This is a genomic window from Sorangium sp. So ce887 (assembly GCF_051521455.1).
Taxonomy (GTDB): Bacteria; Myxococcota_A; Polyangia; order Polyangiales; family Polyangiaceae; genus Sorangium.
This window is the reverse complement of sequence record NZ_CP150354.1, coordinates 8,117,239-8,144,161: the sequence shown is the minus strand read 5'-3', so window position 1 is coordinate 8,144,161 and position 26,923 is coordinate 8,117,239. Positions and strand designations below refer to the sequence as shown.

Here is a 26,923-nt window from a genome sequence, read left to right as displayed (position 1 = left end):
CGTCCGCCCCGGGGGGCGTGCTGCCTTGCTCGGGGCGGCCGACGGATGGGCCCCGGCGAGGCGTGAAGGACGCAGGAGGCGCCGGGAGCCGAGACGCGCTCCTGGCGCTCGCGCCTCAGAACTGGACGCGCAGGGTCCCGCCGGTCGGGCCGACGAGGAGCTCGGGGGTGTGGAGCGACACCTTGCGCGGGATGTCGCTGCGCACCCAGACCTGCTGGTTGGAGACGAGGCCCGCGACGAGCAGCGCGAAGCCCGTCACCTGGGTGAGCCCGCCGAGGAGCACGAGGGTGCCGGCGACCTGGCCGTCGTCGCTGGAGAAGTCGATGTCCTCGCCCGTGGCGAGCGTGATGAACGGGCCGCCCACGGGCACGAACAGCGGCGCGTAGCTGCCGGCCTCGCTCTCTCCCTCGGCGAGGATGCTCCCGGCCGTCAGCGCGGCGAGCGCCCACGCGGTGCCGAGGACGATGGACCCCGCGACCACCAGCCGGCGGCTCATCTGCGTCTCGAGGCGGTAGCCCTCCGGCGGCGGCTCGCGTTCCTTGAAGGGCAGCGTCCGCGGCATGCCGAGGATGACGAGCGGTGCATAGGCGTGGCCCGGTGGCGGCGGGTAGCCAGGAGGCGCGTAGCCAGGCGGCGAGTAGCCTGGAGGCGGGTAGCCTGGAGGCGGGTAGCCAGGAGGCGGGTAGCCAGGCGGCGGGTAGCCTGGAGGCGCGTAGCCAGGCGGCGGCGGGTAGCCAGGCGGCGGCAGCGCGCCCTGCACGGACGGTGCGACGCCCTCCGCGGCGGCCGGCGTAGCGAGCGCGAGCACGCCGAGCAGCGAGGCCATCGAGAGGACAGTGCGGATCGCGATCACGTGCGTCTCCCTTCGGGGTGAGAGCTCCCGGCGCAGGATCGCCGGCTCAGAATCGCCATCGGAGCTCCGCGGACGACGGGCCTATCGAGATCGCAGGCCACAGGGACGCAGCGTGCTCGTTGCCGCGCGGGCTCACCGAGAACTGGCGCTCCAGGTAGACCTCCTCGTGGGCGAAGCCGGCGGCATACAGGAGCAGCCCGCTCACCTGGAGCACGCTGTCCATCGTGAGCCAGAAGAGTCCCGCGCCCTCGACGTCCATGGTCGCCGTGCCGATCATCGGGCCGACGAACGGGATGAACAGCGGCCCGAACTCGTCGAAATCCTCTTCCGCGAGGGTCGCGATGCCCGCGACCGTGAACGAGATCGCGTACGGGATGCCGAACGTCAGGAGCCCCGCCCCGACGAGCGTGCGGTCCGGCCTGGTCCTGAGCGCGTAGCCGCGCGGGATCGGGTCCCCCTCTTCGTACTGGATGGTCCGCGGGTTCGCCCACGGCGGGAGCGACGGCGGCGGCAAGTAGTAGCCCTGCGGAACGGGCACCAGCGCGCCGCCCGCAGGCGCGGGAGGAGCGCCCGCGGATGCGGGAGGAGCGCCCGCGGATGCGGGAGGAGCGCCCGCGGATGCGGGAGGAGCGCCCGCAGGCGCGGGAGGAGCGCCCTGCACGGCGGGGCTCGCCGACGTGCTGCCGAGCGCGGGCCCCGGCGGCGCGGCCGGCACCTGCGCGGCCGCCGGCGCGGCCATCCCGAGCAGCGCGGCGAGCAGCGCGGCGGCCTGCGCGCAGCGGGCGCGCGGCGCGGCGAGGCGGCGACGCGGCACGATACTCCCTTCCGTTTGCCCGATCGGCATGCTGGCTCCCGTCGCGCTCGCGCGGCGACTCCAAGGAACTGCGGGTGGCTTCGGTGCAGCGAGGCCAGGATACGCGGACTGCTCGCGAACTCAACGAGGCGCGCACGATGTCCGCGCGTCGCGGCGAGGTGCGCCCGAGGGCGCCCCGCGCAGCGCGAGCGAAGCCGCCTCCTCGGCGAGGTCCGCGCCGTCGAGCCGGACGTCGGGCTCGAACCCGCGCAGCTCGGCGAAGTCGCCGAGCGGGTCGCGGAACGCGCGGGTGCCGAACGAGAGGGTGACGCCCGAGCGCGGGAGCCGGAAGAACGCGATCTCGCCGACGCTCATGCCGCCGCGGGTGTTCTGCCCGGCCACGAGGACACCCGGGATCTGTCGGACCAGCGCGAGCAGCATCTCGCACGCCGACGCGCAGCCGCGGTCGACCAGGAAGACGGCGCGCCCCTCGAGCGGCCCCTCCGCCCGCCCGCGGACCTGCGCGCCGCGGGTCGTGAGGTCGGCGCGCGGCGCCGCGGCACCGCCGTCCAACGCGCGCGCCCGCAGCGTCCCGGCGAGGCGCTCGAGCGCGGCGAGGTGATCGACGAAGCGCGGTCGCGCCTCGTCCGGGACGTCGCCGCGAGCGAGCCGCCGGCGGACGCTGTTGGCGCGCCCCTCGGCCGCCGCGACGGAGAGGACCTCCCGCTCGTCGAGCGCGCAGAGCGGCGCGTCGGTGAGCGCGAGCGCGAAGCGCTCGGCGAAGAGGTAGTTGCCGCCGGCGTTGCCGCGCAGATCCACGACGAAGGCGGGCGCTCGCCGCAGCTCGGCCGCGAGCGCAGGGAGCGCCGCGAGCGCCGCGGCGGCGGCGCTGCTGAACGTGCGGATGGCGAGCACGGGGACGCCATCGCGGCTCCGCGTGAGCTCGACGGCCGGGCTGTGGCCGAGGCGGCGCGGCGAGTCGAGCCGCCGCGGAGGGGCATCACGCCGCCGCGGAGGGGGCGCGAGGGGCGCGGTCTCGGCGGCGGTTGCGCGCTCGAGGCGCGGCGCGGGGCCGGGCGGCGGGGTCGCGGGCGGCGGGGTCGCGGCCAGCCGGAGCGGCGCGCGGCCGCCGTGGCCGAACGCGAGGTGGCCGTCGGGCGCCGCGAACACGTCGCGGAGGAGCCGCGCGAGCTCGGCGGGGCGCCACGCCGCGCGGCTGCGGAGCGCGCCCTGGGCCCGGGCGATCGCGAGCGGCGAGGGCGAGGGCGAGCGCCCGTCGAGGCCCGCGTAGGCGTGCTCGAAGGCGTAGCGCGCGTCGTCGAGATCGCGGAGCGCCTCGGCCGCGGACACGGTCCGCGGCTCGCCGTCGAGGTCACCGTCGGTGATGCGCAGGCTCCGGAGCGGCGCCGGCTCCCTCGCGGGGGAGAGCGCCGGCGCCGGGACGCAGGAGAGGGAGAGCGCGGCGCACGCGAGCGAGGCGCAGGAGAGCGCCGCGGTCGCGGCGCGGCGCGGCCGGCGGAGCGAGCTGCTGGCGGGCATCGCGCGCGAGGGTGCGACGGCGCGCCTCGCCGGCGCAACCGGAGCCGCTCGGGCTCGTGAAGCAGGTCACGGCATCCGAGCGAGATCCAGGGCTCCGGCGCGACGGCGAGGCGCCGCCGAGGTCGATCCAGGCGCCTGCGGCCCCTGGCTCTGGATCCGGAGACCGAGCTCGCGCTCGCGAAGATCTCCGGCCGCCAGGAGCCGGGCCGCCGCTCCGCCGGCGGATGCAGGAGCAGCACGGCGGCGCGCGGCGCGACGCCCGTCAGGGCGCGTCGGAGAGCCGCGCGACGAACCCGTGAGGCTCCGCGTCGGCGTGGCTGCCGAGCCGCTCGTCGAGCCCGAGCTCGAGGGGTCCGGTCAGGTTCCCCGCGACGTAGACGGGACCGCCGCGCGCCCCGCCCGCCGCGACGACGCGCAGGTCGGCGGCGCCGTCCCCTTCGAGCGTCGACGCCGAGACGACGTTGCCCGCGCCGTCGAGCCTGATCAGAAACCCTGCCTGCTTCCCCGGCCGGACCGCGAGCTTTCCGGCGGCGCCCAGGTCGATCTCGCCGGTGAACAGCCCCGTGACGTAGATCGCGCCAGCGTCGTCCACCGCCACGCCGGCCGCCGTTTGGATCGCCGCCGCGTCGCCGAACCCGCGGCTCCACACTGTCCCGTGCTCCGAGACGCGCGCCACGAAGGCGTTGTCCGTGCCGCCCGCCTCGGGCATTCGCGGGCAAGGATCCTCGAAATCGAGGGCTCCGGCATAGCTGCCGGCGATCACGACGTCGCCGTCCGGGAGCCCTGCAGCGCCGTGTGCCGCGACGCGCTGATCGCCCTCGAGGCGCAGCATCGTGACCTTCTGCGGAGCGCCGTCGCTCGACGCGTAGCGCGCGACGAAGATCCCGCGGCCCTCCGCCGCGCGGGGTGTATCTTCGCCGAACGCGACGGAGCCGCGCGTCGTGTCGTAGTCGCCCACCACCGCCACCGACCCCTCCCCCGACGTCGCGCCGGCGACGAGCGTCCTGACGGTCACGCCCGCTCGCGTCCCGAGGTTGCGGCTCCACTTGCACGCACCCCGCGCCGGATCGAAGGCGGCGACCAGCACGGACTCCTCCGTCACGGTGCGCTTGAGATTGCACGGGCCGAAGCTCCTGCCCTTGTCCACTGACTCGACGGCGAAGACGACCGCGTCCGAGGTCACCGCGAGGCCCCGGGCGGCGGTGCCGTGATCGGAGTCGATGCTCCACGCCCAGGCGCACCGACCCGCCGCATCGAGCGCCGCCACGAAGCTGGGCCGGGTGGTCGTGGCCCCCTCGTGCGGGCCGACGTGACACCGCGCATCGGCGAGGTCGACGCCCAGCGCCGACTCCCCGGCGACGACCGTGACGCCCGCCCCGATGGCCAGGTGCGTGCCCCAGACGCCCGGCGCCGACAGGCCATACCCGCTCTGGCGCACCCCGGTGGAGCTCCACCGCGCCACGGTGAACGAGGCTGTCTCGTTGACGATGGCCGTCACCGCATCATCCAGGGCCGCGATGTCCCCCACGTCCACGCCGATCGTGTCGCCCCAGAGGCCCGACGGCGCGGCGATGGCTCCCGGCCTCGTGTCGTTGCAGGCGAGGTCCCCCCCTCCGCTGTCGGCGCCGCCGCCCCCTCCAGCACCCGCGCTGACGGCGGAGGAGCCGCCCGCGGACGAGGAGGGCGCGCCGTCATCGATCTCGCCTGGATCGGCCTCACCGACCTCGAGGCCGATGAGGGCGTTGCAACCTCCCGCGCCCGCGGCGAACAGCCCAGCGCAGAACACAGCTCGGACCATCGTGAGAGCGCGCTTCATTGCGTCGACCTCTATTGCACGGCGCAGTCGTGGCCGCCATGAGGCGAGCGCAGGCTCAAAGGCCGGTCCGCTCGAACACGCAGTGTGCCTGAGTCCGGGCCGGCAGAGCATCATGCGGTCCCGGACGGGGCGTCTCTGCTGCTCACGACGTCTTCTGGAAACACAATGTTGCGTGCGGATAAACAAATCCGCCCTTGAAATCGACCGCAGGGATCCCCATACGCCTCATGGCCGCTGAGGCCGTACGGGACGCGAGCGCGGCGCCGGCGCTTCCAGCTGTGCTCGCCGCGCTCGCGGATCAGCGCATGCTCGACAGCCTCGCGATGAACCCGTGCGATTCCGGATCACCGTCGCTGCCGAGCGGTTTGTCGAGCCCGGGGAGGTCGAGGGTCCCCGTCACGGCGCCTGCGACGTAGAGAGGCTCGTCGGATGTCCCGCTCGCCGCGACGACCCGCAGGGCGACGGAGCCGTCTCCCTCGAACCGGGCCGCCGAGATGAGGTTGCCTTGGGCATCCAGCCTCATCAGGAATCCCGCCCGCTTCCGGGAGGTCGTGAGCACCCCGGCGCTCCCCAGCGCGATCGCGCCCGTGAACTCGCCCGTGACGTAGATCGAGCCACCCTCGTCCACCGCCACGCCGGCGGCAATCTGGCTCTCCGTCGCGTCGCCGAACCCGCGGCTCCACATGACGCCATCGTCCGAGACGCGCGCGATGAAGAAGTTCTCCGTCTCCCCCGCGTCGGGCAGCGCCGGGCAGCGATCGCCGAAGCTGATGCGCCCGCGGTACGTGCCGGCGATCACGACGTCGCCGCCCGGGAGCAGCGCGGCCCCGTGCTGCGCCACCTGCTGATCGCCGTCGAGGTTCAGCGGCTTCACGCCCTGCAGGGCGCCGTTGCTCGACACATAGCGTGCGATGAAGACATCGCGGTGCTGCGAGGCGAAGGGGGTGTCTCCGCCGAACGAGACATCTCCGCTGAGCGAGTCGTAGTCGCCCACGACGGTCAAGAGCCTCGACCCCGACCTCGTGTCGGCGGCGATCGCCTTGACGGTCACGGCCGCTCGCGGTCCGAGGCGGCGCTGCCACCTGCACGCACCGTCCGCCGGGTAGAGCGCGGCGAGCAGCGCCGAATCGGCCGGGATGTCCCCGGGCGCGCACGGCCCGAAGCTCCTGCCGGCGTCCGACACATCGACGGCGAAGACGACCGCCTCGGAGGTCGCCGCGAGGCCGCGCGCGGTGGTGCCGTGCTCGGCGTCGACGCTCCACACCCACCCGCACTTGCCCTCTGGACCGAGCGCTGCCACGAAGCTCGTCGTGAAGGCGGTGCCGAGCAGAGCAGGGCCGACGCGGCATGCGCTGAGGTTCCCGGTGGGCAGGTTGACGGCCCCCTCGGACTCCCCGGTCACATAGGTGAAGTCACTGCCGGCAGCCAGGTGCAAGCCCCACACGCCCTTCGTCGCCAGCCCGTACCGGCTGTCGCGCGCCCCGCCGGCGCTCCACTTCGCGACCGTGAACTGATACGCCGAATCCTCGAGGACATCCGTGACGACGGCCGTCAACGCGCCGCCCGATGCGGCGAGGTCGCCCACGTCGAAGCCGAGGGTCTCGCCCCACTCGGCCGACGGCTCGATGATGGCGCCCCCGGCGTCGCTGCACACCGGACTCCCGCCGCCGCTGCCCCCGCCGCCGCTGCCCGCACCTCCCGCGCCCGAGCCCCCGCCGCCCGACTCTCCGGCGCCGGAGCCACCCGCACCGGAGCCACCCGCACCGGAGCCACCCGCGCCCATGCCGCCGGTGCCCGAGCCGCCCGTGCCCGAGACCTCCGAGGAGGAGGTCGCGCCCGGGGCCGCGCCCGCGCCGGCCTGCGATGAATCCAGCTCGCCGACCTCGAGCCCGATGAGCGCGTTGCAGCCGCCCGCCACGGCGGCGAACAGGCCGGCGCAGGACACGACGGATCGGATCGTACGAGGTTCGCGTTTCATCGGATCGGCTCTCCGCTGCGTGGCATCCCCGAGGCCGCCATCGCGCCAGCGCGGGCTCAGTGGCAAGCCCTGACGGAGTCAGGATAGGTGATGGTGCTCTGGCAGAGGGTGTTGCAAGCGCCGAGCGGACCTCGGCCTCCGCACGCGACGTTCGTCAGGAACACGTTGGTCCTCGCCGCGCAAACGAGGCCGCTGCAGTTGGCCGCCGGGAGCTCCGGCTCCTCCGCGCCGCTGCAGTTGTAATCGAAGCCGCGTCCCAGGGCGATCGGCGTGTCGTAGAACACGCTGGGCTGGCCGGGGTGGACCGAGGGGTTGTCGTCGTTGCAGTCGTTGCCGCCCTCGCACGCGGTCGAACGATAGCCGTCTTCGTCGGCGTCGCAGTCGACGCTGCCGCCCCCGCCGGAGCCGGAGACGGCCGAGCTGGAGCTCGCGCTGGAGGACGCCGCGCCGCCGCCGGAGCCGGAGGTGGCCGAGCTGGAGGTCGCCGCGTCGCCGCCCGCGCCGCCGCCGCCCGCGCCGCCGCCGCCCGCGCCGCCCGCGCCGCCGGAGCCGGAGGCCGCCGCGCCGCCGCCGTCCCCGCCGGCGCCGGAGGTCGCCGCGCCGCCGCCGGAGCCCGCTGCGTCCGAGGACGAGGCGGCGGTGCTCGCCGACGACGTGGTGGCGCCCGCGCCAGCTCCGCCAGCGCTCGCGGCGCTCGTGTCATCGGTGAACGTGGCGTCGGGGAAATCACACCCCGCGGCGGCGCTCAGAGCGGCGGCGGCGGCGGCGGTGGGGAGAGCCAGGTGGAAACATCGGTGAAGCGAGCGCATGCACGAATGGAAGCTGCCGATCCCCCCGGCGTCAACCGACGGCTGGATGATGCGCCGCGCCGCACCGTGGCAGGCTCTGCGGTGTCGTGTGGAAATGTCGTGGGCTGTTCGTCGGGCGCGCGCTCGAGACCGCGCGCGGCGGTCACGGCATGCCCTTCAACCGAGCGATGAACCCTTCTCCCGGCGCCAGGATGGGATGGTCGTCGATGGGCACGAGAGGGAACGTGTCCGTCAGCTCACCGGCGATGTAGAGCGGATCGCCGAGCGTCGCGCCCGGCGCGACCGACCAGACAGCCACGGTGCCGGCCCCCGCGAGCGCGTTGGCCGAGAGGACGTTGCCGTCCGGACTCAGCACGATCAGATAGCTCGACAGCTGATCCATCTCGGCCGCGAGCCTCTCGCCGGGCCCCAGAGGAATCTCGCCCTCGAGCGTCCCCGCCACGTAGATCGAGCCGGCGCTGTCCACTTCGAGGCTGACGACCATCTGATCTTCCGCGGCGTCGCCGAATCCACGGCTCCAGACCACTCCACCCTTCGAGACGCGCGCGACGAAGGTGTTCTCCGTCTCCCCCGCCTCCGGCAGGAGCGGGCAGTCGTCCTGGAAGCTGAAGGACGGCCCGGTGTACGTCCCGGAAATCACGACGTCGCCGCCCGGGAGCAGCGCGGCCCCGTGTCGCGCCGCCGACTGGTTTCCAGGGGCCCTGAGCGGGAGGACCTCCGTCACCTCGCCGTCCTCGAGCCGGACGCGCGCGACGAACAGGTCGCGATCCGGTGTGGCGGGGAGCTCTTTCGCCTGGATCTTGATCGCCCCCTCCGGCGCATCGTAGTCGCCGACGACGAGCACCTCCCCGGTCTCCGGGGCGGCGACGAGCTCTTCGACGCGCACGGTCGCGGTGGTCTCGAACGCGAGATTCCAGATGCACATGCCGTCCGCGTCAAGCCCGACGAGCTCCGTGGACCCGCGCGCGTCGCCGGTCCCGAGGATGCAATCGCCGGTGCTCGCGCGCGCCGCTCCCGACACCGAGACAGCGAACACGACCCGCTTGGGCGTCGCCGCCAGAGCGACGGGGGAGGTGTTGAGCTCGGCATCGACGCTCCAGATCCAGCTGCATTTGCCCAGCTGGTCGAGCGCCGCGAGAAAGCTCGGTTTATGCCCGGTACTGGCGTGCGCGCCGACGGAGCACCCGCCATCCGGCGTGAGCAAGGTGAACTGCGCATCCGACGACCCGGTCACGTAGGCGACGTCCGAGACGACGAGGAGGTGCTCGGGCCAGATGCTGCCGGGCAGGTCCCCGGTCCGCATCCCGTACGCGCCGTCGAGGGTCCCGGACGGGTTCCACCTCGCGACCGAGAACCCGATCTTGTCGGACGCGGTGGCGAGCCCTCGGCTTTCCTTGACGATCGCCGTCACCGCGCCGTCCAGCGCCGCGATGCCGGCGACCGACAGGCCCGACAGCTTTCCCCACTCGCTCGACGGCGCGCGGACAGCCCCCTCGCGGACATGGCTGCAGAGCGCCTCCTCCCCGCCGCCGCCACCCCCGCCGCCGCTGCCACCCTCGCCGCCGCTGCCACCCCCGCCGCCGCCACCCCCGCCATGGCCGCCGCCGCCCGTGCCGCCCGCGGACACGCTCGCCGACGTCGCGCCCGCGCTGCCGGACGAGGAGTCCAGCTCGCCGACCTCGAGCCCGATGATCGCGTTGCAGCCCCCTGTGGCCGCGACGACGAGCAGCCCGGCGCAGAACAGGGGTCGAGTGCTCATGAGATCGCGCGTCATCTTCCCGCCTCCCGTGGCGCGGCGCGTACGGCCGCCGTCAAAAGATCACCTTCGCCACGGCGCCTCCCGGCACCACGCCCACCATCGCCCTGGGGGCCGAGGACGCCTGTGCCGGGGAAGGCGCCGTGAAGATGAGCACCGCGCCGGCGCCCAGCGCCGCCGCCCCGACGAGGAACGCGACCGTCGAGATCGTCCCTGCGGTGGCGCCCTGCTCCTGCAGCCGGATCCCCTGTTCCCCGCAGACGTTGGCCTCGTTGCAGTAGGCCTCCGCGTCGCCCTTCTTTCCGAGCGCGCGCAGCCCGAACGCGGCGCCGACGCCGATCCCGACCGCGCCGACGCCGGCGCCGATCCAGCCGGCCGTTCGCCAGGCCGAGCTCCCCGCCCCTTGCGAGCCCTCCTTCGGGGGGGGCGCGGGCCCTGCGCTCCCGCCGCCGGCGGCGGGCTCCTCCGGCGCCACGACCAGCTCGGCCTGCGCGCCCTCGGCGAGCTGCGCCTTGAACGTCTTCTGCTTCCGGCCCGGCGCCGTCGCCGTCACCTGGACCTCGCCCGGGTCCACGGGCAACGGCGCGCCCAGCGAGCCCGCGCCGACCGGGATCCCCGAGCGCTGCACGGCGGTGTCCGCCGGCGCGCCGGGCGCGAGCCGGATGGTGAGCCTCGGCACGCGGCCCTCCAGCGCGGCGGCGCGCGCCTGCGCGATGGGGCGCCGGTCGTCGTTCGCCGGCAGATCACGGGCGAGCTGCCGGAAGATCGACCACGCGGTCGCGATCTTGCCGCGCTTCTCCTCGCAGTCGCCGAGGTTGAGCAGCGCCCCGGGCGCCGGGTCGAGCTCGTAGCTCTCCCGGAACTTCGGGCACGCGGTCTCGTAGTCCTTCGCCTGGAGCGCCGCCCTGCCGGCGTCGAACAGCGCCTCCGCGGCCGCGGGATCACGCGCCTGCGCCGAGGCGTCGGGGCAGGCGAGGAGCGCGGCCCCTCCCAGGGCGAGCACCTCGGCCGGGAATCGTCTACGCGAGCTCAATCTACCCATCCGTGCGACCTCAACGTCTCCGGTTGTACGGGTCCTCTGCCGGCGTCGGCGCGGGAGCCGGCGTCGGCGCGGGCGGCGTCTTCACCGGAGCGGTCGCGGGCGGTCGCGCCCTGTCCCCCGCGGCGGGCCTCGAGGTGGCCGCGGTCGCGCTCGACGGCGCCCCGGTCGCGGACGCGCTCGGCGTGGGCGCGGGCGGCGGGGCGGGCACGGGCGCGGACGGCGCGATCGCCGGGACCGCATCGCCGGACGGAGCGGGCTGCGCGCCCGCACCCGGCGAGCCCGCGCCGCCGGGTGGCTCCGGCTCCGCCCCCGCGCGCTCGCCTGGGCGCGGCTCGGCCTCCACCGCGGACCCGCTGGACGGGTGCTCTGCGTCCCCGCCCGGGCTCCCCCGCTGCCACCACACGAGCGCGACAAGGGCACCCACGGCCAGCGCGCCGGCACCGGCCAGGATCGCGCCCAGGACCGCCGAGCGCGGCGCCGGGCGCTCCGTGCCGACCGAGCGCTCCACGACCGGCGAGACCGTGCCGGCGCTGGCCGGGCCGCCCGCCGAGCCGGCGCTGACCGCGCCGCCGCTCCCCGGGCTCGCCGCGGTGAACTCCGTGCCGCGCGGCCCGCTCCCCGGGCCTCGCGCCTGCACGGTCGGGCGCCCGGGATCCGAGAACATGAGCGCGCGCCCCGGATCCGGGTGCGCGGACATGCGCGCCGCATCCGCGTGCGAGCCCGGGGCCGGGTCGAACGCCGCGCCCCCCCGCGCCTGGCGGAGCGCGCGCTGCATCGCGTGGGCGTTCGGCCAGCGCCGGTCGGGATCGAACGCGAGGGCCACGTCCATGACGGCGGCGATCGGCGGGGGGACGGCGGGCAGGACGCTGCCCACGGGCGGCGCCGGCTGGGTCATGGCGGCGAGCAGGAGCAGCGGGAACGTCTCGGCCTCGTGCACGTACCGCCCCGAGAGGAGCTGGAACATCGTGCTCCCGACGGCCCAGAGGTCGGTGCGCGCGTCGACCTTGTCCCACTGCCCCCGTGCCTGCTCGGGCGGCATGAACTGCGGCGTCCCCATCAGGGTGCCGGCGCGCGTGGTCGCGTTGTTCGCCGGGGACGAGAGCTCGCGCAGCCGCGCGATGCCGAAATCGAGCACCTTCAGCTGCCCCTGGCGCGTGAGGAACAGGTTGTCGGGCTTGAGGTCGCGGTGCACGATCCCGCGCTCGTGCGCGACGGCGAGCACGTCGAGCAGGTCGTCGGCGATGCCGAGCACCTCGTTCACGCCGAGCGTGCCGCTCGGCTCGCGCGCGCGGCGCGCCTCGACCGTCTCGCCCTCGAGCAGCTCCATGACCAGGAACACCGAGCCGTCGTCGGTGACGTCGTCGTCGAGCACCCGGACGATGCCCGGGTGGTCCACGCGGTTGGCGACGTAGCCCTCGCGCAGGAACCGCGAGCGCGCTTCCTGGTCCTCGGACAGCTCGCGGCGGAGGATCTTCACCGCGCCGCGCATCCCGTTGCGGTGCGTGCCGGCGTAGACCATGGCCATGCCGCCGAAGCCGAGCAGGTGCTCCAGGCGCCACTTGCCGCGCAGGACCTGGCCTACCAGCGCCTCCGGCCGGAAGCCCTCAGGTTCGACTCGGGTCATCGGCGAGGACCACCCCCGGTCGTGGCCACGGGGGTCATCGCGGCGCCGGCCAGGCCGGCGAAGCCAGCGCGGCGAGAGCGGCAGGGATGGCTGACGGGCGCGCGAGGCATGACGGGCGCATGTTACCCCGGTCTGGCGCGGCGGGGCGCGAAACCGTCAAGGTACGCCCGCGCCCGCCCTCGCACGGGTTCCCCACGGCAGGCCCGCCGGCCACGGTCTCCGCCGAGCACGCGTCGCCGCCGTACATCCCATCGGCGCCGTCGGGGGTACGGCTCGGCCCGGGCAAGTCCTCGCCAGCCGGCCCCCCGTCCGTGGGAGGGTGAACGCCTGGCCGTTCGCGATGTTGCTGAACCCGTGCTGGAGGTTGGCCGAGCCATGCTCCGGGGTTGACCCCGCAGGCTTCGACGATGGCCGTTGCAGCATGGAATGATGGCCGACCCATCATTCCATGCTGACGAAGCCACCATCGACCTTGAACCCGCCAGGGGGAGTCCATGGTTCCCCGAACGACGGAGGCTTTCGGCTGGATGCGCACGGGCGAAGCGCCCCGGCGGCGGGGCCGCTGCGCCCCGCGAGGGCCGTGTGCTGCGCCGTCGCGGTGCCTCGTGGTATCTTGCGGCTCATGGAACGAGCCATCCAGGGCCCGCCGTCCGGCCTCGATGCTCGGTCGGCCGCTGGTGAGCACGTGGCCGTTAGCTATCAACAGGTGCATTCGTGTCGAAAGTTGATCTCAAGAGGGAGCTCAAACATCTCTACCACGCATCCGCGAAGGAGGTGGTTCAGGTTGAAGTGCCAACATTTCGGTTCCTCATGATCGACGGCGAGGGCGACCCCAACACATCACAGGGGTATGCCGAGGCAGTGGAAGCGCTGTTCTCCGTTTCCTACACGACGAAGTTCATGGTGAAGAAGGGGGCGCAAGGAATTGACTATGCGGTGATGCCTCTCGAAGGCCTTTGGTGGTCGGATGACATGTCCGTCTTCACCTCCGACGATAGGTCAAGGTGGAAATGGACGATGATGATCATGCAGCCTCATTTCGTGGAGGAGGCGGTGATTCAGGGGGCCATGGTGGAGGTGAGGCGAAAGAAGGCGCTCCCCGCGGTAGACGCGCTCAGACTGGAGAGCTTCTCCGAAGGATCATGTGCTCAGATACTTCACATTGGCCCCTTCACTGAAGAAGGACCGACCATCCAGCGAGTCCATGATTATATCGGTGCGCGCTCGGCGCTTGCAGGAAAGCACCACGAGGTGTATCTGAGCGACATACGTCGCGCCGATCCGGCCAAGTGGAAGACCATCGTCCGCCAGCCTATGGAGTGATAGATAACCGATCGTTCAAGCCTACGCCGCTTCGCGGCACGGCTTGACTCAGGCGTTCGCCGAGCGAAGGATTATGGGACTTCTCGACGTCGTCATCGCCCACGCACACTGCCCTGGCTGTGGTGATTCCCAAGAATGGCGCAGTCGAGGTGCCGCCGCACGCCTCGGTCGCGGTTGTCGAGTCGTCGCTCGACCAGCTCCTCCCGGTGGAGTTCCGCGCCGATCTGGTGCTCGAGCTTCGAGACGAGAACGACGCGCTCGTGCTGGCGATCGTCATCGAGGTGCAGCGCGACGTGGACCCGGACAAGAAGTTCTCGTGGCCGGCGTACGTCGCGGTCGTGCGCGCCAGGAAGCGCTGCGGCACGGCAACGGGCCGAGCGGGCTCACCGTGGTCCAGGCGGCGCTCGCCGGCATCGGCCGGCTCGACCAGGCGCACGCGATGGTCTATTTTCAGCTCATCTGGAACGGGTTGCGGGAGCCCATGAGGCAGGCTCTGGAGGTATTGGTCATGGAACGGCAGATCGAAGGCGAGGCGACGTTTCCTCCGTTCGTGCAGAAGCTCGTCGATCGCGGCAAGCTCGAGGGCATCCGTGAGGGCGAGCTCAAGGGCATGCGAGAAGGCAGGCGTGAGGGCAAGCTCGAGGGCAAGAGGGACACGCTGCTGCGGCTGCTTGCGCGTGCAGGGATCGTGCTCACCGAGAACGAGAGCGCGCGCATCCAGGCATGCACGGACATCGCGACCCTCGACCGCTGGATCGATAACGTCCTCGGGGCGAAGACTGCCACCGACGTGCTCTCCTGACGATGGACGGACGCGGCCCAGCAAGGCGATGAATCCGTCGGGCCTTGCCGGCTGATTCATCGCGGGGCGTTGCGCGGGGGCGGGCGAGCTCGAATCCCGCTATTCAGGAAGCCGGACGCAGCGCGCCGGCGGCAGGGCGCTGCGCCCCGCGAGGGCCGGATGTCGGTGCCCGCCTCGAGCAGGTGGGTCGCGAAGCTGTGGCGGAGGGCATGCACTTGGCTCCAGCGCGTGGCGAGAGGTTTGAACAGTCACTTGACGCGCCGAGCGGACCGCGGGGAGAATTGATGCCGATATTCCCGCGTACTTGGACCTGAACCACTTCATCACACTTGCGAAGCTGCGGCAGGCAGGGACAGTTCCATGACGACCTGGATCCGTGGAGTCTGCGAAACGAACGGCATCAACATCCACTACCTCCGAACTGGAGGCGCCAAGTATCCCGTCGTTCTGCTCCATGGATTGATGGGGAGCGGCGCCTGCTGGACTCCCCTGGCGCGGGCGCTCGAAGGTGAATTCGACGTCGTCATGCCCGACGCCAGAGGGCACGGCGGTTCGAGCGCGCCGCACCACGGATACCGGTACGACGATCACGCGAGCGACGTCGTGGGCCTCCTCCGCGGCCTGGGGCTCTCTCGTCCGGTTCTGCTTGGCCACTCGATGGGCGGCATGACCGCCGCGGTGGTGGCGAGTCGAGGGGCGGGGGGCATCCGCGGCCTCATCCTTGTCGACCCGACGTTCTTGAGCCCCGAGCGCCAGCGCGAGGTGCGCGACAGCGACGTCGCCGATCAACACCGCCAGGCCCTCGGCTTACAGAAGTCTGACCTCGTCGCGCAGGCCCGAGCCCGACACCCGCGTTGCTCGCCCGAGATCGTCGAGCTGCAAGCCGAGGCGAGACTGAAGACCCGCATGGGCGCGTTCGACGTTCTCACGCCGCCGAACCCCGAGGTTCGCGACGTGGTGAGCGCGATCGACGTCCCGAGCCTGCTCGTCATGGGTGACAGCAGCCCCGTCGTCACGCTCGAGATGGCAACGGAGCTGCGGAGTCTCAACCCGCGCGTACGAATCGAGCAGGTACAGGACGCCGGCCACGGCCTTCCATTTCAACAACCCGAGCGCCTGGGAGAGGTGGTCCTGTCGTTCTTGCGTCAGCTGGCTTAGCTGCTGCGGTCACTCGTCCGCTGTGCCGAATCGGGTGTTGCTGCACGCGCAGCACGCGCCCGCTGCTGGCGCAGCAAGGGGGCGACGTCGCGCTGTCCGTGGATGAGGTCGTCCTACCTTGAGGGTCAGGTCATACCCCGAGGGCAAGGTCGTCCTGGGGGCAGCCTCCTGCGCGGGCTGCGCGGGCCGGGGGCGGCCCGTCGTGGTACAGCCCGTCTCCGACGTGAACGGCGCGAGCGATCGCCCGTCTGCGTCAGACGACGCACCTGGACCGCCGGCCTCCGCGCTCGATCGCGGGCGGCTCGGCTCGAAGGAGTGACGAATGAAGATCGGAATCATCGGTGCCGGCTTGATCGGCGGGTCGCTGGCGAAGCTGTTGGGGAAGCTCGGTCACCAGGTGGTGATCGCGAACTCGCGCGGGCCGGAAACGCTCCGCGAGCTCGCCGCCGAGACCGGGGCCACCCCCGTCACGGCCGCGGAGGCCGCGCGCGGCGGCGAGATCGTGGTCGTCACGATCCCCCAGCGCGCGGTCGTGGACCTGCCGAAGGATCTCTTCGCCGGCGTGCCCGCCGACGTGGTCGTGATCGACACCAACAACTACTACCCGGTCCGCGACGGCAGCATCCCGGCCATCGAGGCGGGGCAGGTCGAGAGCGCGTGGGTCGCCGAGCAGATCGGGCGGCCGGTGGTCAAGGCGTTCAACAACATCTACTTCGAGAGCCTGCTCGCGAAGCGCAATCCGAAGGGCACGCCGGGGCGCGTCGCCCTCCCGATCGCGGGGGAGCCGCCGGAAGCGCGGGCGAAGGTCATGCGCCTCGTCGACGAGCTCGGCTTCGATCCGGTCGACGCGGGCGGCCTCGAGGACTCGTGGCGCCAGCAGCCGGGTACCCCCAGCTACCTCCACGACCTCGACGCGCCTCGGCTGAAGGAGGCGCTCGCCGTGGCCGAGCGGAGCCGCGTCCCCGAGTACCGCAAGGCCTCGGACGACTGGCTGCGATCGCTCATCGCGTCGCAGAGCCCGAGCTGAGCCTCCGGGGAGAATTGAATTTCAACCCGGAGGGTGTCGAGAGGTGGTGCCCTAATCAGGGCAGACGGCCCACCAGGCGCTTGACGGCTGCTGCCAGGATTGACCGACCCGGGGACGAGATGTTCGAATCCCTTCTCCTCCGTCGAGCTCCGTGCGGCTTACTGCACGGCCTTTGGATCCATCCACAGCACCTCCCAGTGGTGCCCGTCGAGATCCTCGAAGCTCCGCCCGTACATGAACCCGTGGTCCTGCGGCGGCCCCGCCTCCTTGCCGCCGCCGGCGAGCGCCTTCGCCACCATCGCGTCCACCTCGGCGCGGCTCTCGCACGAGAGCCCGAAGGCCCCCTCCACGTGCGTCGCGGTGTCGCAGATCTCCTTCTTGGTGAACGTCTTGAAGAACGGCTCGACGAGCAGCATCGCGTAGGCGTGCTCACCGATGAGCATGCAGGCGGCGTTCTCGTCCGTGAACTTGAACGTGAAGCCGAGGGCCTTGAAGAACGCCATGGTGCGATCGAGGTTCTTGATGGGCAGGCTGACGAAGAGCTTGTGGGACATGAGGGGGTCTTCCTTTTGCTCCATGGACCCCCCGCCCGCGGAGAAATCATCGGTCGCTCGAAAAAATCTTCGCGCCCTATTCCGGCAGCTCCATGGGCAGGCCAAACGCCGGGAGCGGCCCGTCGCACACGGGGCAGCCCTCGGCCGCGACCCGGCGCGTCACCGCCTCGTCCACCTCCACCAGCACCCTGAAGAACTCGCGCCCAAGAGGGGGGTCGTCGCGGGTGATCGCTCCGCGGCGTTCACCACGCCGTGGTCGTCGTGCTCAGGTAGTGGCCGAGAGCGGTGTTCAGGTAGATGCGGTCGTCGGCCAGGGCCACGGCCCGAGGCGCCGCATTGACCCCGAGCAGGCGGCTCTCCCAGGTATCGCCGTCGTCGCGCGACATGGCGATGCCTTGTCCGAAGGCGAAGACGTTGCCCTTCGAGTCGACCAGCACATTCCAGGCGTCGGCGGTGACCTCGGTGAAGGAGACTCCCCTGTCGATCGAGCGGAAGATGCCTCTCGTCGAGGCGAGGAACAGGTGGCCGTTCGGGGCGGCCGCGAGCTTGACGTAGCTGTCGTCGTTGTCGAGGGGCACGCCGTCGAGGGGCTCGAACGTCCTGCCGCCGTCGAGCGAGCGAACCAGAGACCGTGAGCCATGAGCGTAGAGATCGCCGTTGTCGGTGAAGACGACCCCCGTGATGTCTCGTGATTCATCCGATACCCGTTCCCAGGACACGCCGCCGTCGCTCGAGAACCCTTGCTTGAAGCTGTAGAGGCGGCCGTCTGGATGGAGGGCGATCGCGCCCACGTCGAGGGTCGCGTCGATCACGCTCCACGAGCCGCCGCGGTCCGACGAGCGATACAGCTCGGCGCCCGAGGTGGCGAGCATCGTTCCATCTCCCATCTGGATGACGGTGCTGATGAACGGCAGCGGCTCGCCGTCGAGCTCGAGGGGAGCCCACGAGGCGCCGGCGTCCGTCGACCGGTACCTTGCCTCCTGATTGTCGAAGAACAGCGTGCCGTCCGGCGTCGCTGCCACCCATTGAAGGTTCGTGAGGTTCACCTCGGCGAGGCGCCGCCACGTCGGACACGCCGGGCAGCTTCCGCCGCAGTCGGCGCCCTGCTCACCCGGGCCCTGGGCTCCGTCGGTGCACGACGCCGGGAGCGGCTCGCCACGGCGCTCGTGCTTGCCCCAGAACGTGGTTGGCCGGCTCACGAACACCTGGTCGTTGTTGTCGAGGACCACGAGGCGATCGTCCGGGAGCATCACCATCGACCGGAAGCCGAACAGGTCGCCGTCGCCCCGCTCGGTCCAGGTGAGCCCGCCGTCCTCGGACATGTCCACGCCGGTCCCGCCCGAGAAGAGCAGATCCGTGGAGTTGGCCGCGAGCACCCACGCCGTCACGTCGACCTCTTCGGGCTGCTGCCAGGAGTCGCCGCGATCGACGGACGACACGGGAGGACGCGCACCTTGCCCGACGAGCACGACTCCATCGGAGAGCTCGACGAGCCAGGCGCTCGTATCGCCCTCCGTGGAGGCCACCTCGAACCAGGTGGCGCCGCGATCCAGCGACCGCATCACCAGCTTGTGGGACAGCAGGAACCAGATCCCGTCGGAGTTGACCTCCAGGCGGACCAGCTCGCCACCTCCGAAGCCGCCGGCGACGAGCTCCCAGCTCACCCCGGCGTCCGTCGACCGGTAGAGATCGTTGCCGAGCCCGGCGTAGAGCGCGTCATCCATCACCTTCAAGAACCTGGGGCTGAGCTCGGGGTTGATGACCTGCCATGTCAGCCCATCGTCGTCGGAGCGCACGAGGCCGTCGCCCGCGCCATAGATCTCGCCGCTGCTCCCGTTCGCCAGCGGCTTCACCGTGACGTTTTCACCGTCCGCCAGCACCCGCTGCCACGCGCCGTCCAGCCGCTCGAGCCGGCTGAGCCAGTCATACTCGTTGCTCCCCAGCAGGGTCCCCTGCCCGGTGAGGAACAGATGGACCGCGCCGGAGGGCGCGACGCGCTGCCAGAACACGCAGGGCTCGCACGGGCCGCCGCAGTCCACGTCGTCTTCACGCTGGTTGCGCTCGCCGTCCGAGCAGGTCCCGGGGTCGTCGAACGGGTGACCGGCGCCGGCCCCACCCTCGCCGGAGCCGCTCCCCGTGCTGCCGCCCCCGCCGGCGTGCGCGCCGCTCGTGCTCGTCGCCGCGTCGGCGGAGCTCCCGTCCGAGCAGCTCGTCAAGAGCGCCCAGGCCAGCATCGAGAGGGCCGCCGACAAAAGGCCGAGGTTCCCGCTGCGCCACTGCCGTTCGATCGTCATTCACCACTCCGCCGGACAACCTGCGTCCGCCAGGCCGCCGTGGCCTCGCCAGCAAGTTGAACAAGGGGGCCAGGAAGCCAGAGGGCGATACGGGAGTCAAGCCTTGGGGCGACCGCCTGACCACCTCATCCGGCCATCTGGCCATCTGGCCCGCAGGCTGTGGAGTGAACGCGGCACTTCCTTCTCCCTCCCGCAGCACACCGTCAGGGCGTTCGCGATGTCGCTGAACCCATGCTGAGCGCTGGCCGGGCCTTGCTCCGGGGTTGACCTCGCAGGCCTCGACGATGGCCGTTCCAGGATGGAATGATGGCCGCCCCATCATTCCATGGTGGCGAAGCCATCATCGACCTTGAAGGAGCCAGGAGAACTCCATGGCTTCCCGAACGACGACGAAGAAGAGCTCGAAACGAGCAGAGTACCTCGCCGCGCGCGAGGCCGTCGCGCAGGGGCGTGACGATGACGTGGGCCGTGAGCGGAACTTGCAGCTCCGAGGCGAGGTGGCGCAGCTCCAGGGTCATCGCTTCGTCCTCGCGGGTCGGCGTCGGGTCGCCGCTGGGGTGGGATCGTTGGCGCTTCGACGATCGAGGATTCATCAAGGCGGCCGCTCACCCAGTTCCCCAGCCAGCGACAGGATTCTCTGGCGGATCTCGCCAGACAGCCACATGCCCGCATCGGCGAGCTTGTCGACCCACGGTCCGACGTTCTGCGTGATCCCTCGAGACTTTGCCTCCAGCAAGATCTTGAGCGTTCCCCAGACGACCAGCCCTGCCGCTTGAGCCGTGCGTCGTGCCAGCGCATCGTCGAGGAGAATCACACGGGATGGATTTTCCAGAGCCAGGGCCATGGCTGCAAGCTCTCCCGCTCCCAGGTCGAGCGCGAGCCATTCCGATGGCTTGGATTTGGGGTCGACGATCTTCACCCACCCATGAGTGCTCAGCGTGGGGACCTCATACCCCTTGCGTCGCCCCTCCTTCAACTCAAGATCCACAGCGCTGGGGACCCAGACGTCTTTGAACATCTCGGCGAGCCAGTCGATGGCGCCGATGCGGTGAAGGTACAGCAGGGGTGAGGTATTGCTGATGGCCTCAACCAACTGCGGCCTCCAGCGCGCGGAGCTCGGCGTCGAGAGGGAAAACCTTGTAGCGACCCAGACTCAAGAGAAATTCGACTCGCGCCATGCCGGCGAGCTCCGCAGCGCGTCCGGACGAGAGCCGCCCCAGCTCGTACAGCTTGACCGCGGCGAGGGTGCGGAGCTCTCGCGCGAACTCAGCTTCGTCCATCTTCTCCGCAAGGAGCACCTTCTCGGGCACATCCACCACAATCTGTCGAGTTGCCATGTTCCGTCCTTGGTTGCTTGGAGGGGCGGGCAATTCTGCTTTTAGCACGAATTTTAGCACGAAAGGTGCCGGGCGAGCACGCCGAGGAGCTCAGCGATCTTCGTCGGCGCGAGCATGCGGTTCTCGCGCGCGCCTGCTCTCACGGCCGAGCGTGACGAAGTCGATGTGGGCCTGGAGGGTGGCGACCCGATCTGCGGGCGTGAGCCTCAGCATCCAGCGGATGAGCGTGAGGTCGACAGTCCGTCGTCCGTCTCGTGGAGGGCGCGCGCTACGGAGAAGCGACCGCGTGCCCGCGCCATCGCAGGAGCGCCGCAGCGTGCGCCTTGCGGAGCATGAACAGGTCGCTCTCGTGGCGAAGGCGCTCGATCTCGATGCGCTCCGCCGGCGTGAGGAGCCCCTGGGCGTTCCGGTCGAGCAGCTCGTCGTAGCGCGCGAGCTCTGCTTCGGACCTGGGGCTCTTCGCGATTTGCCAGAGCGCCTGGTCGTCCATCTTGTCCAGGCAGGCGAGGTCGACCTGGAACTCCGGGGGCGCGTCGTCCCAGGCGGGAGGGCTGCCGAGGCTCAGCGCGCGCAGCATCACGGCTTCGAGCGGCTGTCGGGTCGCGAGCGCAGTCCCCCTCAGCCGCTGGTAGAGCGCCTCGGGCAGAGCGAGGGTGACGGTGGCGGTCGACATCGCGCTGGGGTGGACGCGGGAGGCAAGCCCGCTTCGCCGTCGAGCCTAGCACGAGGAGCCCTCCGCTCCTCTCCGCCGACCGCGATGACGAGGCGGCCCGGGCTCGGCCGGACGGCGCGGCAGTGCGTGATTCGCCGTCGGCGCCGCTCGTTCTCGACCGCGAGGGCCGTGTGCTGCGCCGTCCCGGTGCCTCGTGGTATCTTGCGGCTCATGGAACGAGCCATCCAGGGCCCGCCGCCCGGCTTCGACGATCTCACCGTGCACGAGCAGATCGAGTACGTCCAGGCGCTCTGGGAGCGGATCGCGGCGAGGGAGGACGAGGTGCCGGTACCCGAGTGGCACAAGGTCGAGCTCGATCGCCGGCTCGCCGAGTACGAGGCCGCACCGGATGCTGGCCGGTCCTGGGAACAGGTCGAGGCCGACCTCCGTGCGCGCCTCGCAACGCGTCGATGAGTCGGCTCCTCGTTCGCCCGTCTGCCGAGCTGGACATCCGGGAGGCGGCGGACTGGTACGAGGGCGAGGAGGACGGGCTGGGCGGACAGTTCGTCGACGAGCTACGGCACATCGTCCGCCGGATCAGCGACCTTCCGTCGCAGTTCCCCGATGTCGGGCGGGGTGTCCGGCGCGCGCTGCTCAAGCGATCCCCCCACACGGTTTACTTCCTGCTCCGTGTTGAAGGAAGCGAGCGGGCCGCGGTCATCCTTGCCGTACTCCATCAGCGGCGCAGCCCGTCTGTCTGGAAAAAACGCGTTCGAGACGAAGGTAGAACGGGCTGACCTGGCCCTGGTGCCTGCGGGCGCGTCAGGAGGCGGAGCTGGTGGAGGCGCGGAGCGGCTCGGCGGGGAGCTCGCGCTCCCTGGCGGCGGGGACGTGCTTGGGGGCGGTCTTGAGGTGGGTGACGTACAGGGTGAGGCCCGTGAAGGTGATGCCGCCGAGCATGTTGCCGACGACGGTCGGGATCTCGTTCCACACGATGTAGTCCATGACCGAGAAGTTGCCGCCCATGAGCATGGCCGACGGGAACAGGAACATGTTCACCACGGAGTGCTCGAACGTCATCGCGAAGAACAGCATGATGGGCATCCACATCGCCGTCACCTTGCCGCCGACGGTGTTGGAGATCATCGCGCCGACCACGCCGGTCGAGACCATCCAGTTGCAGAGCACGCCGCGCACGAAGAGCGTCAGCATGCCGGCGGCGCCATACTCCTTGTAGCCGAGCGTGCGCGCCTCGCCGATGCCGGAGATGGCCTTGCCGACGGCGCTCGGCTCCGTGGAGAAGCCGAAGGTGAAGACGACCGCCATCATCACGGCGACGGTGACGGCGCCGGCGAAGTTGCCCATGAAGACCAGGCCCCAGTTGCGCAGGACGCCGCCCAGGGTGACGCCCTTGCGGCGATCGATCAGCGCCAGCGGCGACAGCACGAACACACCCGTGAGCAGATCGAAGCCCAGCAGGTACAGCATGCAGAAGCCGACCGGGAACAGCATCGCGCCGATGATCGGGTATCCCGTCTGCTGGGTGACCATCACCGCGAAGACGGCGGCGAGCGCGAGCAGCGCGCCGGCCATGTAGGCTCGGATCAACGTGTCCCGGGTCGACATGAAGACCTTGGACTCGCCCGCATCGACCATCTTGGTGACAAATTCTGCCGGCGCCAAATAGGACATAAGCTTGGCTTTCCTCCGTGAAGACGTGACTGGCGAGAGGACTCGAGCTTGGCGCGCCCGCCCCTGGCTGGCCGCGCCACGCTGGCCGGCGCGGCCTGGGCGGCAGCGCGAACGGATCGCCCCGGCGTGTGCCGGAGCGATCGAGCTCCCTCGACGTCCCGCGGAGTGTAGACGCGGCTTCATTTCGTCAATGTTTCCGTCGACGATCGAACTGCGATTTATCGAGAGGCGAGGCTTGGGGCCGGCGCAGGGATCCCCTTTCACGCCGCCCCAGGTGGACCCGCCGAGGCGCGTCTGCCCTGTCTTGTCCTGCGAATCGGAATCCTGGATGAAGAGTCCCAGCGGTGGGACTTGACGTCTCCGAAACGTCTGGACTCCAGAGCTCCTCGTGCACCAGGGAGGCGAGCCTCGGGCCGAAGGTGCGCGCCACGCGGGCGGCGTCGGTGAGGAGCGCGCCCCGGCGCGCGCGGGCGGCGTGGGTGCGGCAGCGGAACCCGACCAGGTCGCGGTAGCCGGCTTGCGGTAGCCGGCTTGCGGTAGCCGGCGTCGCTTCGTTCTCGCAGGTCGACGTCGGTCAGTATCAGGGGGATCGGCGCCCACGGATCGCAGCGATCTCACCGAGATCGAGCAGATCTTTGGCACGACCGGCCGCGCGCTTGGCGCGTTCCAGGGCGTTCAGCCCCAGGATTCGAACCGCGGAGCCGTAGAGCTGGATTTCCTCCGACCCCTTCACAACGTCGTCGAAGCTACCCACTCCGGGCACATCGCCCAGCAGGTCTATGGCGCCAACCGACATGCTCACCGCTGAGCGCTTCAACGACGCGCCGAAAGTCGGTGACCATGGGCTGCTTTCGCTTCCTCGATGAACTCCAGTGCCTTCCGCATGCGCTCGACTCTCCCCGACGATAGCGAGCGAACAACGCTCCCGAGGCCGGCCGGCTATCGTCGCCCTGAGCGCGTACGCTCGTCGCACTCCTCCCGCCTTGGACGTCGCCGCGGCCGGGTGGCTCCCACCGCCCGACCTCGCGAGCGCCTTTCTCGCGCGCCATCCAGGTCGAGGTCGCACGTCGGGCGCACGATGCCGGGCCTCGGTGCGGACGCCGGCGCGCCGGCGGTCGCCGGAGGCGATGCGTGAGTGCGGATCGGCCTCGATGCAGTGCCCTGGGTCGGGTCCCGTGGTGGCGCCATGTGCTCCAGCACCTCGTGCCCTCGCCTGCGGCTTACGGAACAGCCGGCCGGGGCGATGCGTGGCGCGTTGGCGGCTGGATGCGCAGGGGCGCAGCGCGCCGCGAGGGCCTACTCGTGGACGGCGGCGTAGCGGCCGCTGGGCGTGACGATGACGTGGGCGGTGAGCGGGACGTGCAGCTCCGCGGAGAGGTGGCGCAGCTCCAGGGTCATCGCTTCGTCCTCGCGGGTCGGCGTCGGGTCGCCGCTGGGGTGGTTGTGGGCCAGGACGAAGCTGTGGGCGGCCATGTCGAGCGCCGTGCGCAGGACGGTGGAGCGGCCGACGTAGAGGGCGTCGTCGGAGCCGCGGGCGAGCAGGCGCCGAGCCGGACTATTGGCGCCCGCGCCAGGTGAAGGGCCGCCGCTTCTGACGTGCAATCGCGAGAATACGAATGGGATCGTCGCGTACCCGGTACAGCACGCTGTAGGGGAATCGCCGCACGAGCCACCAGCGCACATCGCTCTCCACGGCGCTCCCCGCGAGCGGTGATGCAGCCAGGGCATCGACTGCACCTTGAACCTCGGCGAGAAAGGCGTCGCCAAGGCCAGGACGTGCCCGAGCTTAGTGAGCGGCGGCCTCGTTCAGCTCGACCTCAACCAGGTCGTGAACGATGACCGGGAGCGTCACCGGAGCCGCGCGCGGGCGTCACGAAAGACGTCCTCGGCCGGTCGCCCCCGGGACGGATCTGCGTCGAGCTCTGCGTCCCGGCGCGTCGCTTCCTCGGTCCAGAGGCGGCAGTGCTCCTCCTCGGCGAGCTCGCCCAAGCTTTCCAGAAGCGTCTCTGCGAGACGTGCGCGCTCCGTGACGGGCAGCTTCAGGGCTTCGGTTTCCAGCTCGGGAAGGTTCACGGAAGGATTGTACCGCGCGGCTCGGAGGCTGCCCAGGCGCGCTTCCCCATCGGCGAGGAGATGCCGCGACGACGGCGACGAGCTGTCCTGCTCAACGACCATGCTCTCGTGCAAGGTAGAAGAGGCCGGCCGTTGCCCCGGTGCTCCTGGCCTGGTATGGCTAGGGTGGCTGTCATGAGCTGGACCAAGGATGACCAGAGCAAGCTCGACCATCTCCGTGGCAAGGAGCTCTCCGGCACGTTGACGGAGCCCGAGCAGGCGGAGCTAGCGGCGCTCATGGCGCGGATCGAGGCGGAGGAGGCGGCGCTGCTTGCCCCGGAAATGGCTCGGCTGCGTGCCGAGGCCGGAGACGTGGCGGCCGAGCTGGCTCGGGTCGAGAGCGAGAACGAACAGCTGGCCCAGCTCATGGCCCAGCAACAGGCCCTCGTGGCCGACACGCGCAGGTTCCTCGAGGAGTTCGACCGGCGCCGCGCCTCCATCCTCGACGGATTTGCCCGCATCGCCGGCGGCCCGCTGCACGCTGCGTGAATGGCCGTCTCGACGGAAACGCGCGCCATCGTCCGGGTCGCCTTCGGTGGCCGGTGTGGTTACTGCGGCGTTTCCGAAACGTCCGTGGGGGGCGAGCTGGAGATTGATCACTTCCACCCGCTGGCAGCGGGTGGGTCCGATGACATCGAGAACCTCGTCTACGCTTGCACCGCGTGCAACCGGTTCAAGGGCGACTATGCGCCCGCACACGATGCACCTGAGAGCTTGCGGCTCCTTCGCCCTCAGCGTGACGATTTCGGCGCGCACGTCGAGGAGACGGTCCACGGCCGGCTCATCGGGCTCACGCCTCGTGGCTGGTTTCACATCCAGCGACTGCACCTCAACCGCCCGCAGCTCATCGAGAGGCGCCATCTGCTCCACGTCCTTCAGGCGCAGAGATCCGATCTCTCGCGTTCACGGGAGGCGGAGGCGCGTCTGCGGCGCGAAAACGAGGCGCTCCAAGGAGAGATCACGCGTCTTCGGGCAGCCGTGGCCGCTTTGCTTGGTGGAAGCGAGCGCTGAAACGTCCGGCCCTTCGCGGTGCCGCCACATCCGTGCTGGAGGTTGACCGGGCCTTGCTCCGGGTGTGATCCCGCAGGGGCGGGGCGCCCCTCCGCAGGGGCGCTGCGCCGCGCGAGGAGACCTACTCGTGGACGGCGGCGTAGCGGCCGCTGGGCGTGACGATGACGTGAGCCGTGAGCGGGATGTGCAGCTCCGAGCCGAGGTGGCGCAGCTCCAGGGTCATCGCTTCGTCCTCGCGGGTCGGCGTCGGGTCGCCGCTGGGGTGGTTATGGGCCAGGACGAAGCTGTGGGCGGCCATGTCCAGCGCCGTGCGCAGGACGGTGGAGCGGCCGACGTAGAGGGCGTCGTCGGAACCGCGGGCGAGCAGGCGCGTCTCGCGGACGCGGCCGTGGGTGTCAAGCGCTGCGATCCAGAGCTCCTCGTGGACCAGGGACGCGAGCCTCGGGCCGAAGTAACGCGCCACGCGGGCGGCGTCGGTGAGGAGCGCGCCCCGGCGCGCGCGGGCGGCGTGATAGCGGCGGCCGAGCTCGAAGGCGGCGGCGAGCCGGGTGGCGTCGAAGAGGGCGATCTGGGTGCGCTCGGCCAGCGCCGCGGGCGAGAGGCGACCGAGCGAGGGGAGGGCGGCCGTGCCGAGGATGCGCGGTCCGACGCCGGGCAGGCCGAGCACCATCTCGAGGAGGGCGGCCTCGGTCGCGGTCGGCAGCTCGGCCGCCGTCTCGGCGGGGGCGTCGACGGGGGCGCGGCTCATCGG

General features: G+C 71.3%; 29 protein-coding genes and 2 pseudogenes. 9 read left to right on the top strand and 22 right to left on the bottom strand.

The genetic code is table 11. The features are described from left to right. Nucleotides 1–115: 115 nt before the first annotated feature. The 9 genes from WMF36_RS30210 to WMF36_RS30170 all read right to left on the bottom strand — a co-directional run bounded on the left by WMF36_RS30210 (nucleotide 116) and on the right by WMF36_RS30170 (nucleotide 12,210). Nucleotides 116–853 (bottom strand): hypothetical protein, encoded by a 738-nt coding sequence (locus tag WMF36_RS30210; RefSeq protein WP_437574227.1) that lies wholly within the window; start codon nucleotides 851–853, stop codon nucleotides 116–118. Nucleotides 854–899: 46 nt separating this feature from the next. Next, entirely contained in the window at nucleotides 900–1,667 is a 768-nt protein-coding gene (locus tag WMF36_RS30205; RefSeq protein ID WP_437574226.1) for a hypothetical protein, read from the bottom strand. A gap of 120 nt (nucleotides 1,668–1,787) precedes the next feature. Further along, complete coding sequence (locus WMF36_RS30200) at nucleotides 1,788–3,185, bottom strand: S41 family peptidase (RefSeq protein ID WP_437574225.1); 1,398 nt, start codon at nucleotides 3,183–3,185, stop codon at nucleotides 1,788–1,790. A 262-nt stretch (nucleotides 3,186–3,447) separates the two neighbouring features. Then, entirely contained in the window at nucleotides 3,448–5,001 is a 1,554-nt protein-coding gene (locus WMF36_RS30195; RefSeq protein ID WP_437574224.1) for a hypothetical protein, read from the bottom strand. Nucleotides 5,002–5,299: 298 nt separating this feature from the next. Beyond that, nucleotides 5,300–6,946, bottom strand: a complete 1,647-nt coding sequence (locus tag WMF36_RS30190) for a hypothetical protein (protein WP_437574223.1) — start codon at nucleotides 6,944–6,946, stop codon at nucleotides 5,300–5,302. An 89-nt stretch (nucleotides 6,947–7,035) separates the two neighbouring features. After that, nucleotides 7,036–7,788 carry a hypothetical protein gene (locus tag WMF36_RS30185; protein ID WP_437574222.1) on the bottom strand — a complete coding sequence of 251 codons (753 nt, stop codon included), beginning with the start codon at nucleotides 7,786–7,788 and terminating at the stop codon, nucleotides 7,036–7,038. A gap of 142 nt (nucleotides 7,789–7,930) precedes the next feature. Further along, nucleotides 7,931–9,547, bottom strand: coding sequence for a hypothetical protein (locus WMF36_RS30180; protein ID WP_437574221.1), 1,617 nt, complete (start codon nucleotides 9,545–9,547; stop codon nucleotides 7,931–7,933). Nucleotides 9,548–9,599: 52 nt separating this feature from the next. Continuing rightward, nucleotides 9,600–10,586, bottom strand: a complete 987-nt coding sequence (locus tag WMF36_RS30175) for a tetratricopeptide repeat protein (RefSeq protein ID WP_437574220.1) — start codon at nucleotides 10,584–10,586, stop codon at nucleotides 9,600–9,602. A 10-nt stretch (nucleotides 10,587–10,596) separates the two neighbouring features. Next, nucleotides 10,597–12,210 (bottom strand): protein kinase domain-containing protein, encoded by a 1,614-nt coding sequence (locus WMF36_RS30170; RefSeq protein ID WP_437574219.1) that lies wholly within the window; start codon nucleotides 12,208–12,210, stop codon nucleotides 10,597–10,599. Nucleotides 12,211–12,924: 714 nt separating this feature from the next. On the opposite strand from WMF36_RS30170, the gene WMF36_RS30165 reads away from it, so the two are divergent. The 5 genes from WMF36_RS30165 (at nucleotide 12,925) to WMF36_RS30145 (ending at nucleotide 16,520) form a co-directional block, all read left to right on the top strand. Beyond that, nucleotides 12,925–13,533 carry a GyrI-like domain-containing protein gene (locus tag WMF36_RS30165; RefSeq protein WP_437574218.1) on the top strand — a complete coding sequence of 203 codons (609 nt, stop codon included), beginning with the start codon at nucleotides 12,925–12,927 and terminating at the stop codon, nucleotides 13,531–13,533. A 122-nt stretch (nucleotides 13,534–13,655) separates the two neighbouring features. Next, nucleotides 13,656–14,018 carry a hypothetical protein gene (locus WMF36_RS30160; RefSeq protein ID WP_437574217.1) on the top strand — a complete coding sequence of 121 codons (363 nt, stop codon included), beginning with the start codon at nucleotides 13,656–13,658 and terminating at the stop codon, nucleotides 14,016–14,018. A 23-nt stretch (nucleotides 14,019–14,041) separates the two neighbouring features. Next, a complete protein-coding gene (locus tag WMF36_RS30155) occupies nucleotides 14,042–14,335 on the top strand; it encodes a hypothetical protein (RefSeq protein ID WP_437574216.1) in 294 nt (97 codons plus the stop codon). Nucleotides 14,336–14,695: 360 nt separating this feature from the next. Next, on the top strand, nucleotides 14,696–15,493 hold the full coding sequence (locus tag WMF36_RS30150; RefSeq protein ID WP_437574215.1) for an alpha/beta fold hydrolase: 798 nt from the start codon (nucleotides 14,696–14,698) through the stop codon (nucleotides 15,491–15,493). Between the two features lie 322 nt (nucleotides 15,494–15,815). Next, nucleotides 15,816–16,520: an NADPH-dependent F420 reductase gene (locus WMF36_RS30145; RefSeq protein WP_437574214.1), complete on the top strand. Its 705-nt coding sequence runs from the start codon at nucleotides 15,816–15,818 to the stop codon at nucleotides 16,518–16,520. A gap of 158 nt (nucleotides 16,521–16,678) precedes the next feature. On the opposite strand, the gene WMF36_RS30140 is transcribed toward WMF36_RS30145, so the two are convergent. The 6 genes from WMF36_RS30140 to WMF36_RS30115 all read right to left on the bottom strand — a co-directional run bounded on the left by WMF36_RS30140 (nucleotide 16,679) and on the right by WMF36_RS30115 (nucleotide 21,378). After that, nucleotides 16,679–17,074 (bottom strand): VOC family protein, encoded by a 396-nt coding sequence (locus WMF36_RS30140; protein WP_437574213.1) that lies wholly within the window; start codon nucleotides 17,072–17,074, stop codon nucleotides 16,679–16,681. Nucleotides 17,075–17,316: 242 nt separating this feature from the next. After that, nucleotides 17,317–19,368, bottom strand: a complete 2,052-nt coding sequence (locus WMF36_RS30135; protein WP_437574212.1) for a WD40/YVTN/BNR-like repeat-containing protein — start codon at nucleotides 19,366–19,368, stop codon at nucleotides 17,317–17,319. Between the two features lie 203 nt (nucleotides 19,369–19,571). Next, complete coding sequence (locus WMF36_RS30130; RefSeq protein WP_437574211.1) at nucleotides 19,572–19,961, bottom strand: JAB domain-containing protein; 390 nt, start codon at nucleotides 19,959–19,961, stop codon at nucleotides 19,572–19,574. Then, nucleotides 19,961–20,461 (bottom strand): DUF3368 domain-containing protein, encoded by a 501-nt coding sequence (locus WMF36_RS30125; protein WP_437574210.1) that lies wholly within the window; start codon nucleotides 20,459–20,461, stop codon nucleotides 19,961–19,963. The genes WMF36_RS30130 and WMF36_RS30125 overlap by 1 nt, the downstream gene beginning before the upstream one ends. Beyond that, complete coding sequence (locus tag WMF36_RS30120; RefSeq protein ID WP_129572626.1) at nucleotides 20,454–20,705, bottom strand: UPF0175 family protein; 252 nt, start codon at nucleotides 20,703–20,705, stop codon at nucleotides 20,454–20,456. The genes WMF36_RS30125 and WMF36_RS30120 overlap by 8 nt, the downstream gene beginning before the upstream one ends. A 268-nt stretch (nucleotides 20,706–20,973) precedes the next feature. Next, nucleotides 20,974–21,378: a hypothetical protein gene (locus WMF36_RS30115; protein ID WP_437574209.1), complete on the bottom strand. Its 405-nt coding sequence runs from the start codon at nucleotides 21,376–21,378 to the stop codon at nucleotides 20,974–20,976. 210 nt (nucleotides 21,379–21,588) lie between these two features. Here WMF36_RS30115 and WMF36_RS30110 point away from each other — a divergent pair, with 210 nt between their 5' ends. Further along, nucleotides 21,589–21,831 (top strand): addiction module protein, encoded by a 243-nt coding sequence (locus tag WMF36_RS30110; RefSeq protein WP_437574208.1) that lies wholly within the window; start codon nucleotides 21,589–21,591, stop codon nucleotides 21,829–21,831. Next, nucleotides 21,828–22,154 carry a type II toxin-antitoxin system RelE/ParE family toxin gene (locus tag WMF36_RS30105; protein WP_437574207.1) on the top strand — a complete coding sequence of 109 codons (327 nt, stop codon included), beginning with the start codon at nucleotides 21,828–21,830 and terminating at the stop codon, nucleotides 22,152–22,154. The genes WMF36_RS30110 and WMF36_RS30105 overlap by 4 nt, the downstream gene beginning before the upstream one ends. 25 nt (nucleotides 22,155–22,179) lie before the next feature. Here the strand turns inward: WMF36_RS30105 and WMF36_RS30100 are convergent, their stop codons facing one another. The 6 genes and pseudogenes from WMF36_RS30100 to WMF36_RS30075 all read right to left on the bottom strand — a co-directional run bounded on the left by WMF36_RS30100 (nucleotide 22,180) and on the right by WMF36_RS30075 (nucleotide 25,122). Next, nucleotides 22,180–23,049 (bottom strand): formate/nitrite transporter family protein, encoded by an 870-nt coding sequence (locus tag WMF36_RS30100; RefSeq protein ID WP_437574206.1) that lies wholly within the window; start codon nucleotides 23,047–23,049, stop codon nucleotides 22,180–22,182. Nucleotides 23,050–23,425: 376 nt separating this feature from the next. Then, nucleotides 23,426–23,533: pseudogene (locus WMF36_RS30095) on the bottom strand (JAB domain-containing protein); the annotation flags it as partial. Between the two features lie 96 nt (nucleotides 23,534–23,629). Continuing rightward, nucleotides 23,630–23,851, bottom strand: a complete 222-nt coding sequence (locus tag WMF36_RS30090) for a hypothetical protein (RefSeq protein ID WP_437574205.1) — start codon at nucleotides 23,849–23,851, stop codon at nucleotides 23,630–23,632. A 494-nt stretch (nucleotides 23,852–24,345) separates the two neighbouring features. After that, a pseudogene (locus tag WMF36_RS30085) lies at nucleotides 24,346–24,594 on the bottom strand (JAB domain-containing protein); the annotation flags it as partial. A gap of 10 nt (nucleotides 24,595–24,604) precedes the next feature. Further along, entirely contained in the window at nucleotides 24,605–24,772 is a 168-nt protein-coding gene (locus tag WMF36_RS30080) for a hypothetical protein (RefSeq protein ID WP_437581980.1), read from the bottom strand. A gap of 125 nt (nucleotides 24,773–24,897) precedes the next feature. Further along, a complete protein-coding gene (locus WMF36_RS30075) occupies nucleotides 24,898–25,122 on the bottom strand; it encodes an addiction module protein (protein WP_437574204.1) in 225 nt (74 codons plus the stop codon). A 174-nt stretch (nucleotides 25,123–25,296) separates the two neighbouring features. Between WMF36_RS30075 and WMF36_RS30070 the strand changes: the two genes are divergently transcribed. Then, entirely contained in the window at nucleotides 25,297–25,650 is a 354-nt protein-coding gene (locus WMF36_RS30070) for a hypothetical protein (protein WP_437478116.1), read from the top strand. Beyond that, nucleotides 25,651–26,172: an HNH endonuclease gene (locus WMF36_RS30065; protein WP_437478113.1), complete on the top strand. Its 522-nt coding sequence runs from the start codon at nucleotides 25,651–25,653 to the stop codon at nucleotides 26,170–26,172. A gap of 121 nt (nucleotides 26,173–26,293) precedes the next feature. Here the strand turns inward: WMF36_RS30065 and WMF36_RS30060 are convergent, their stop codons facing one another. Then, nucleotides 26,294–26,920: a JAB domain-containing protein gene (locus WMF36_RS30060; RefSeq protein ID WP_437581979.1), complete on the bottom strand. Its 627-nt coding sequence runs from the start codon at nucleotides 26,918–26,920 to the stop codon at nucleotides 26,294–26,296. Nucleotides 26,921–26,923 lie beyond the last annotated feature (3 nt).

Bases quoted from the DNA above. Each gene is read 5' to 3' on its own strand.
- WMF36_RS30145 (WP_437574214.1), top strand. From the start codon at position 15,816: ATGAAGATCGGAATCATCGGTGCCGGCTTGATCGGCGGGTCGCTGGCG.
- WMF36_RS30175 (WP_437574220.1), bottom strand. From the start codon at position 10,586: ATGGGTAGATTGAGCTCGCGTAGACGATTCCCGGCCGAGGTGCTCGCC.
- WMF36_RS30135 (WP_437574212.1), bottom strand. From the start codon at position 19,368: ATGACGATCGAACGGCAGTGGCGCAGCGGGAACCTCGGCCTTTTGTCG.
- WMF36_RS30110 (WP_437574208.1), top strand. From the start codon at position 21,589: ATGGAACGAGCCATCCAGGGCCCGCCGCCCGGCTTCGACGATCTCACC.
- WMF36_RS30065 (WP_437478113.1), top strand. From the start codon at position 25,651: ATGGCCGTCTCGACGGAAACGCGCGCCATCGTCCGGGTCGCCTTCGGT.
- WMF36_RS30155 (WP_437574216.1), top strand. From the start codon at position 14,042: ATGGAACGGCAGATCGAAGGCGAGGCGACGTTTCCTCCGTTCGTGCAG.
- WMF36_RS30060 (WP_437581979.1), bottom strand. From the start codon at position 26,920: ATGAGCCGCGCCCCCGTCGACGCCCCCGCCGAGACGGCGGCCGAGCTG.
- WMF36_RS30105 (WP_437574207.1), top strand. From the start codon at position 21,828: ATGAGTCGGCTCCTCGTTCGCCCGTCTGCCGAGCTGGACATCCGGGAG.
- WMF36_RS30150 (WP_437574215.1), top strand. From the start codon at position 14,696: ATGACGACCTGGATCCGTGGAGTCTGCGAAACGAACGGCATCAACATC.
- WMF36_RS30070 (WP_437478116.1), top strand. From the start codon at position 25,297: ATGAGCTGGACCAAGGATGACCAGAGCAAGCTCGACCATCTCCGTGGC.
- WMF36_RS30195 (WP_437574224.1), bottom strand. From the start codon at position 5,001: ATGAAGCGCGCTCTCACGATGGTCCGAGCTGTGTTCTGCGCTGGGCTG.
- WMF36_RS30170 (WP_437574219.1), bottom strand. From the start codon at position 12,210: ATGACCCGAGTCGAACCTGAGGGCTTCCGGCCGGAGGCGCTGGTAGGC.
- WMF36_RS30130 (WP_437574211.1), bottom strand. From the start codon at position 19,961: ATGAATCCTCGATCGTCGAAGCGCCAACGATCCCACCCCAGCGGCGAC.
- WMF36_RS30200 (WP_437574225.1), bottom strand. From the start codon at position 3,185: ATGCCCGCCAGCAGCTCGCTCCGCCGGCCGCGCCGCGCCGCGACCGCG.
- WMF36_RS30180 (WP_437574221.1), bottom strand. From the start codon at position 9,547: ATGAGCACTCGACCCCTGTTCTGCGCCGGGCTGCTCGTCGTCGCGGCC.
- WMF36_RS30185 (WP_437574222.1), bottom strand. From the start codon at position 7,788: ATGCGCTCGCTTCACCGATGTTTCCACCTGGCTCTCCCCACCGCCGCC.
- WMF36_RS30115 (WP_437574209.1), bottom strand. From the start codon at position 21,378: ATGTCGACCGCCACCGTCACCCTCGCTCTGCCCGAGGCGCTCTACCAG.
- WMF36_RS30140 (WP_437574213.1), bottom strand. From the start codon at position 17,074: ATGTCCCACAAGCTCTTCGTCAGCCTGCCCATCAAGAACCTCGATCGC.
- WMF36_RS30120 (WP_129572626.1), bottom strand. From the start codon at position 20,705: ATGGCAACTCGACAGATTGTGGTGGATGTGCCCGAGAAGGTGCTCCTT.
- WMF36_RS30100 (WP_437574206.1), bottom strand. From the start codon at position 23,049: ATGTCCTATTTGGCGCCGGCAGAATTTGTCACCAAGATGGTCGATGCG.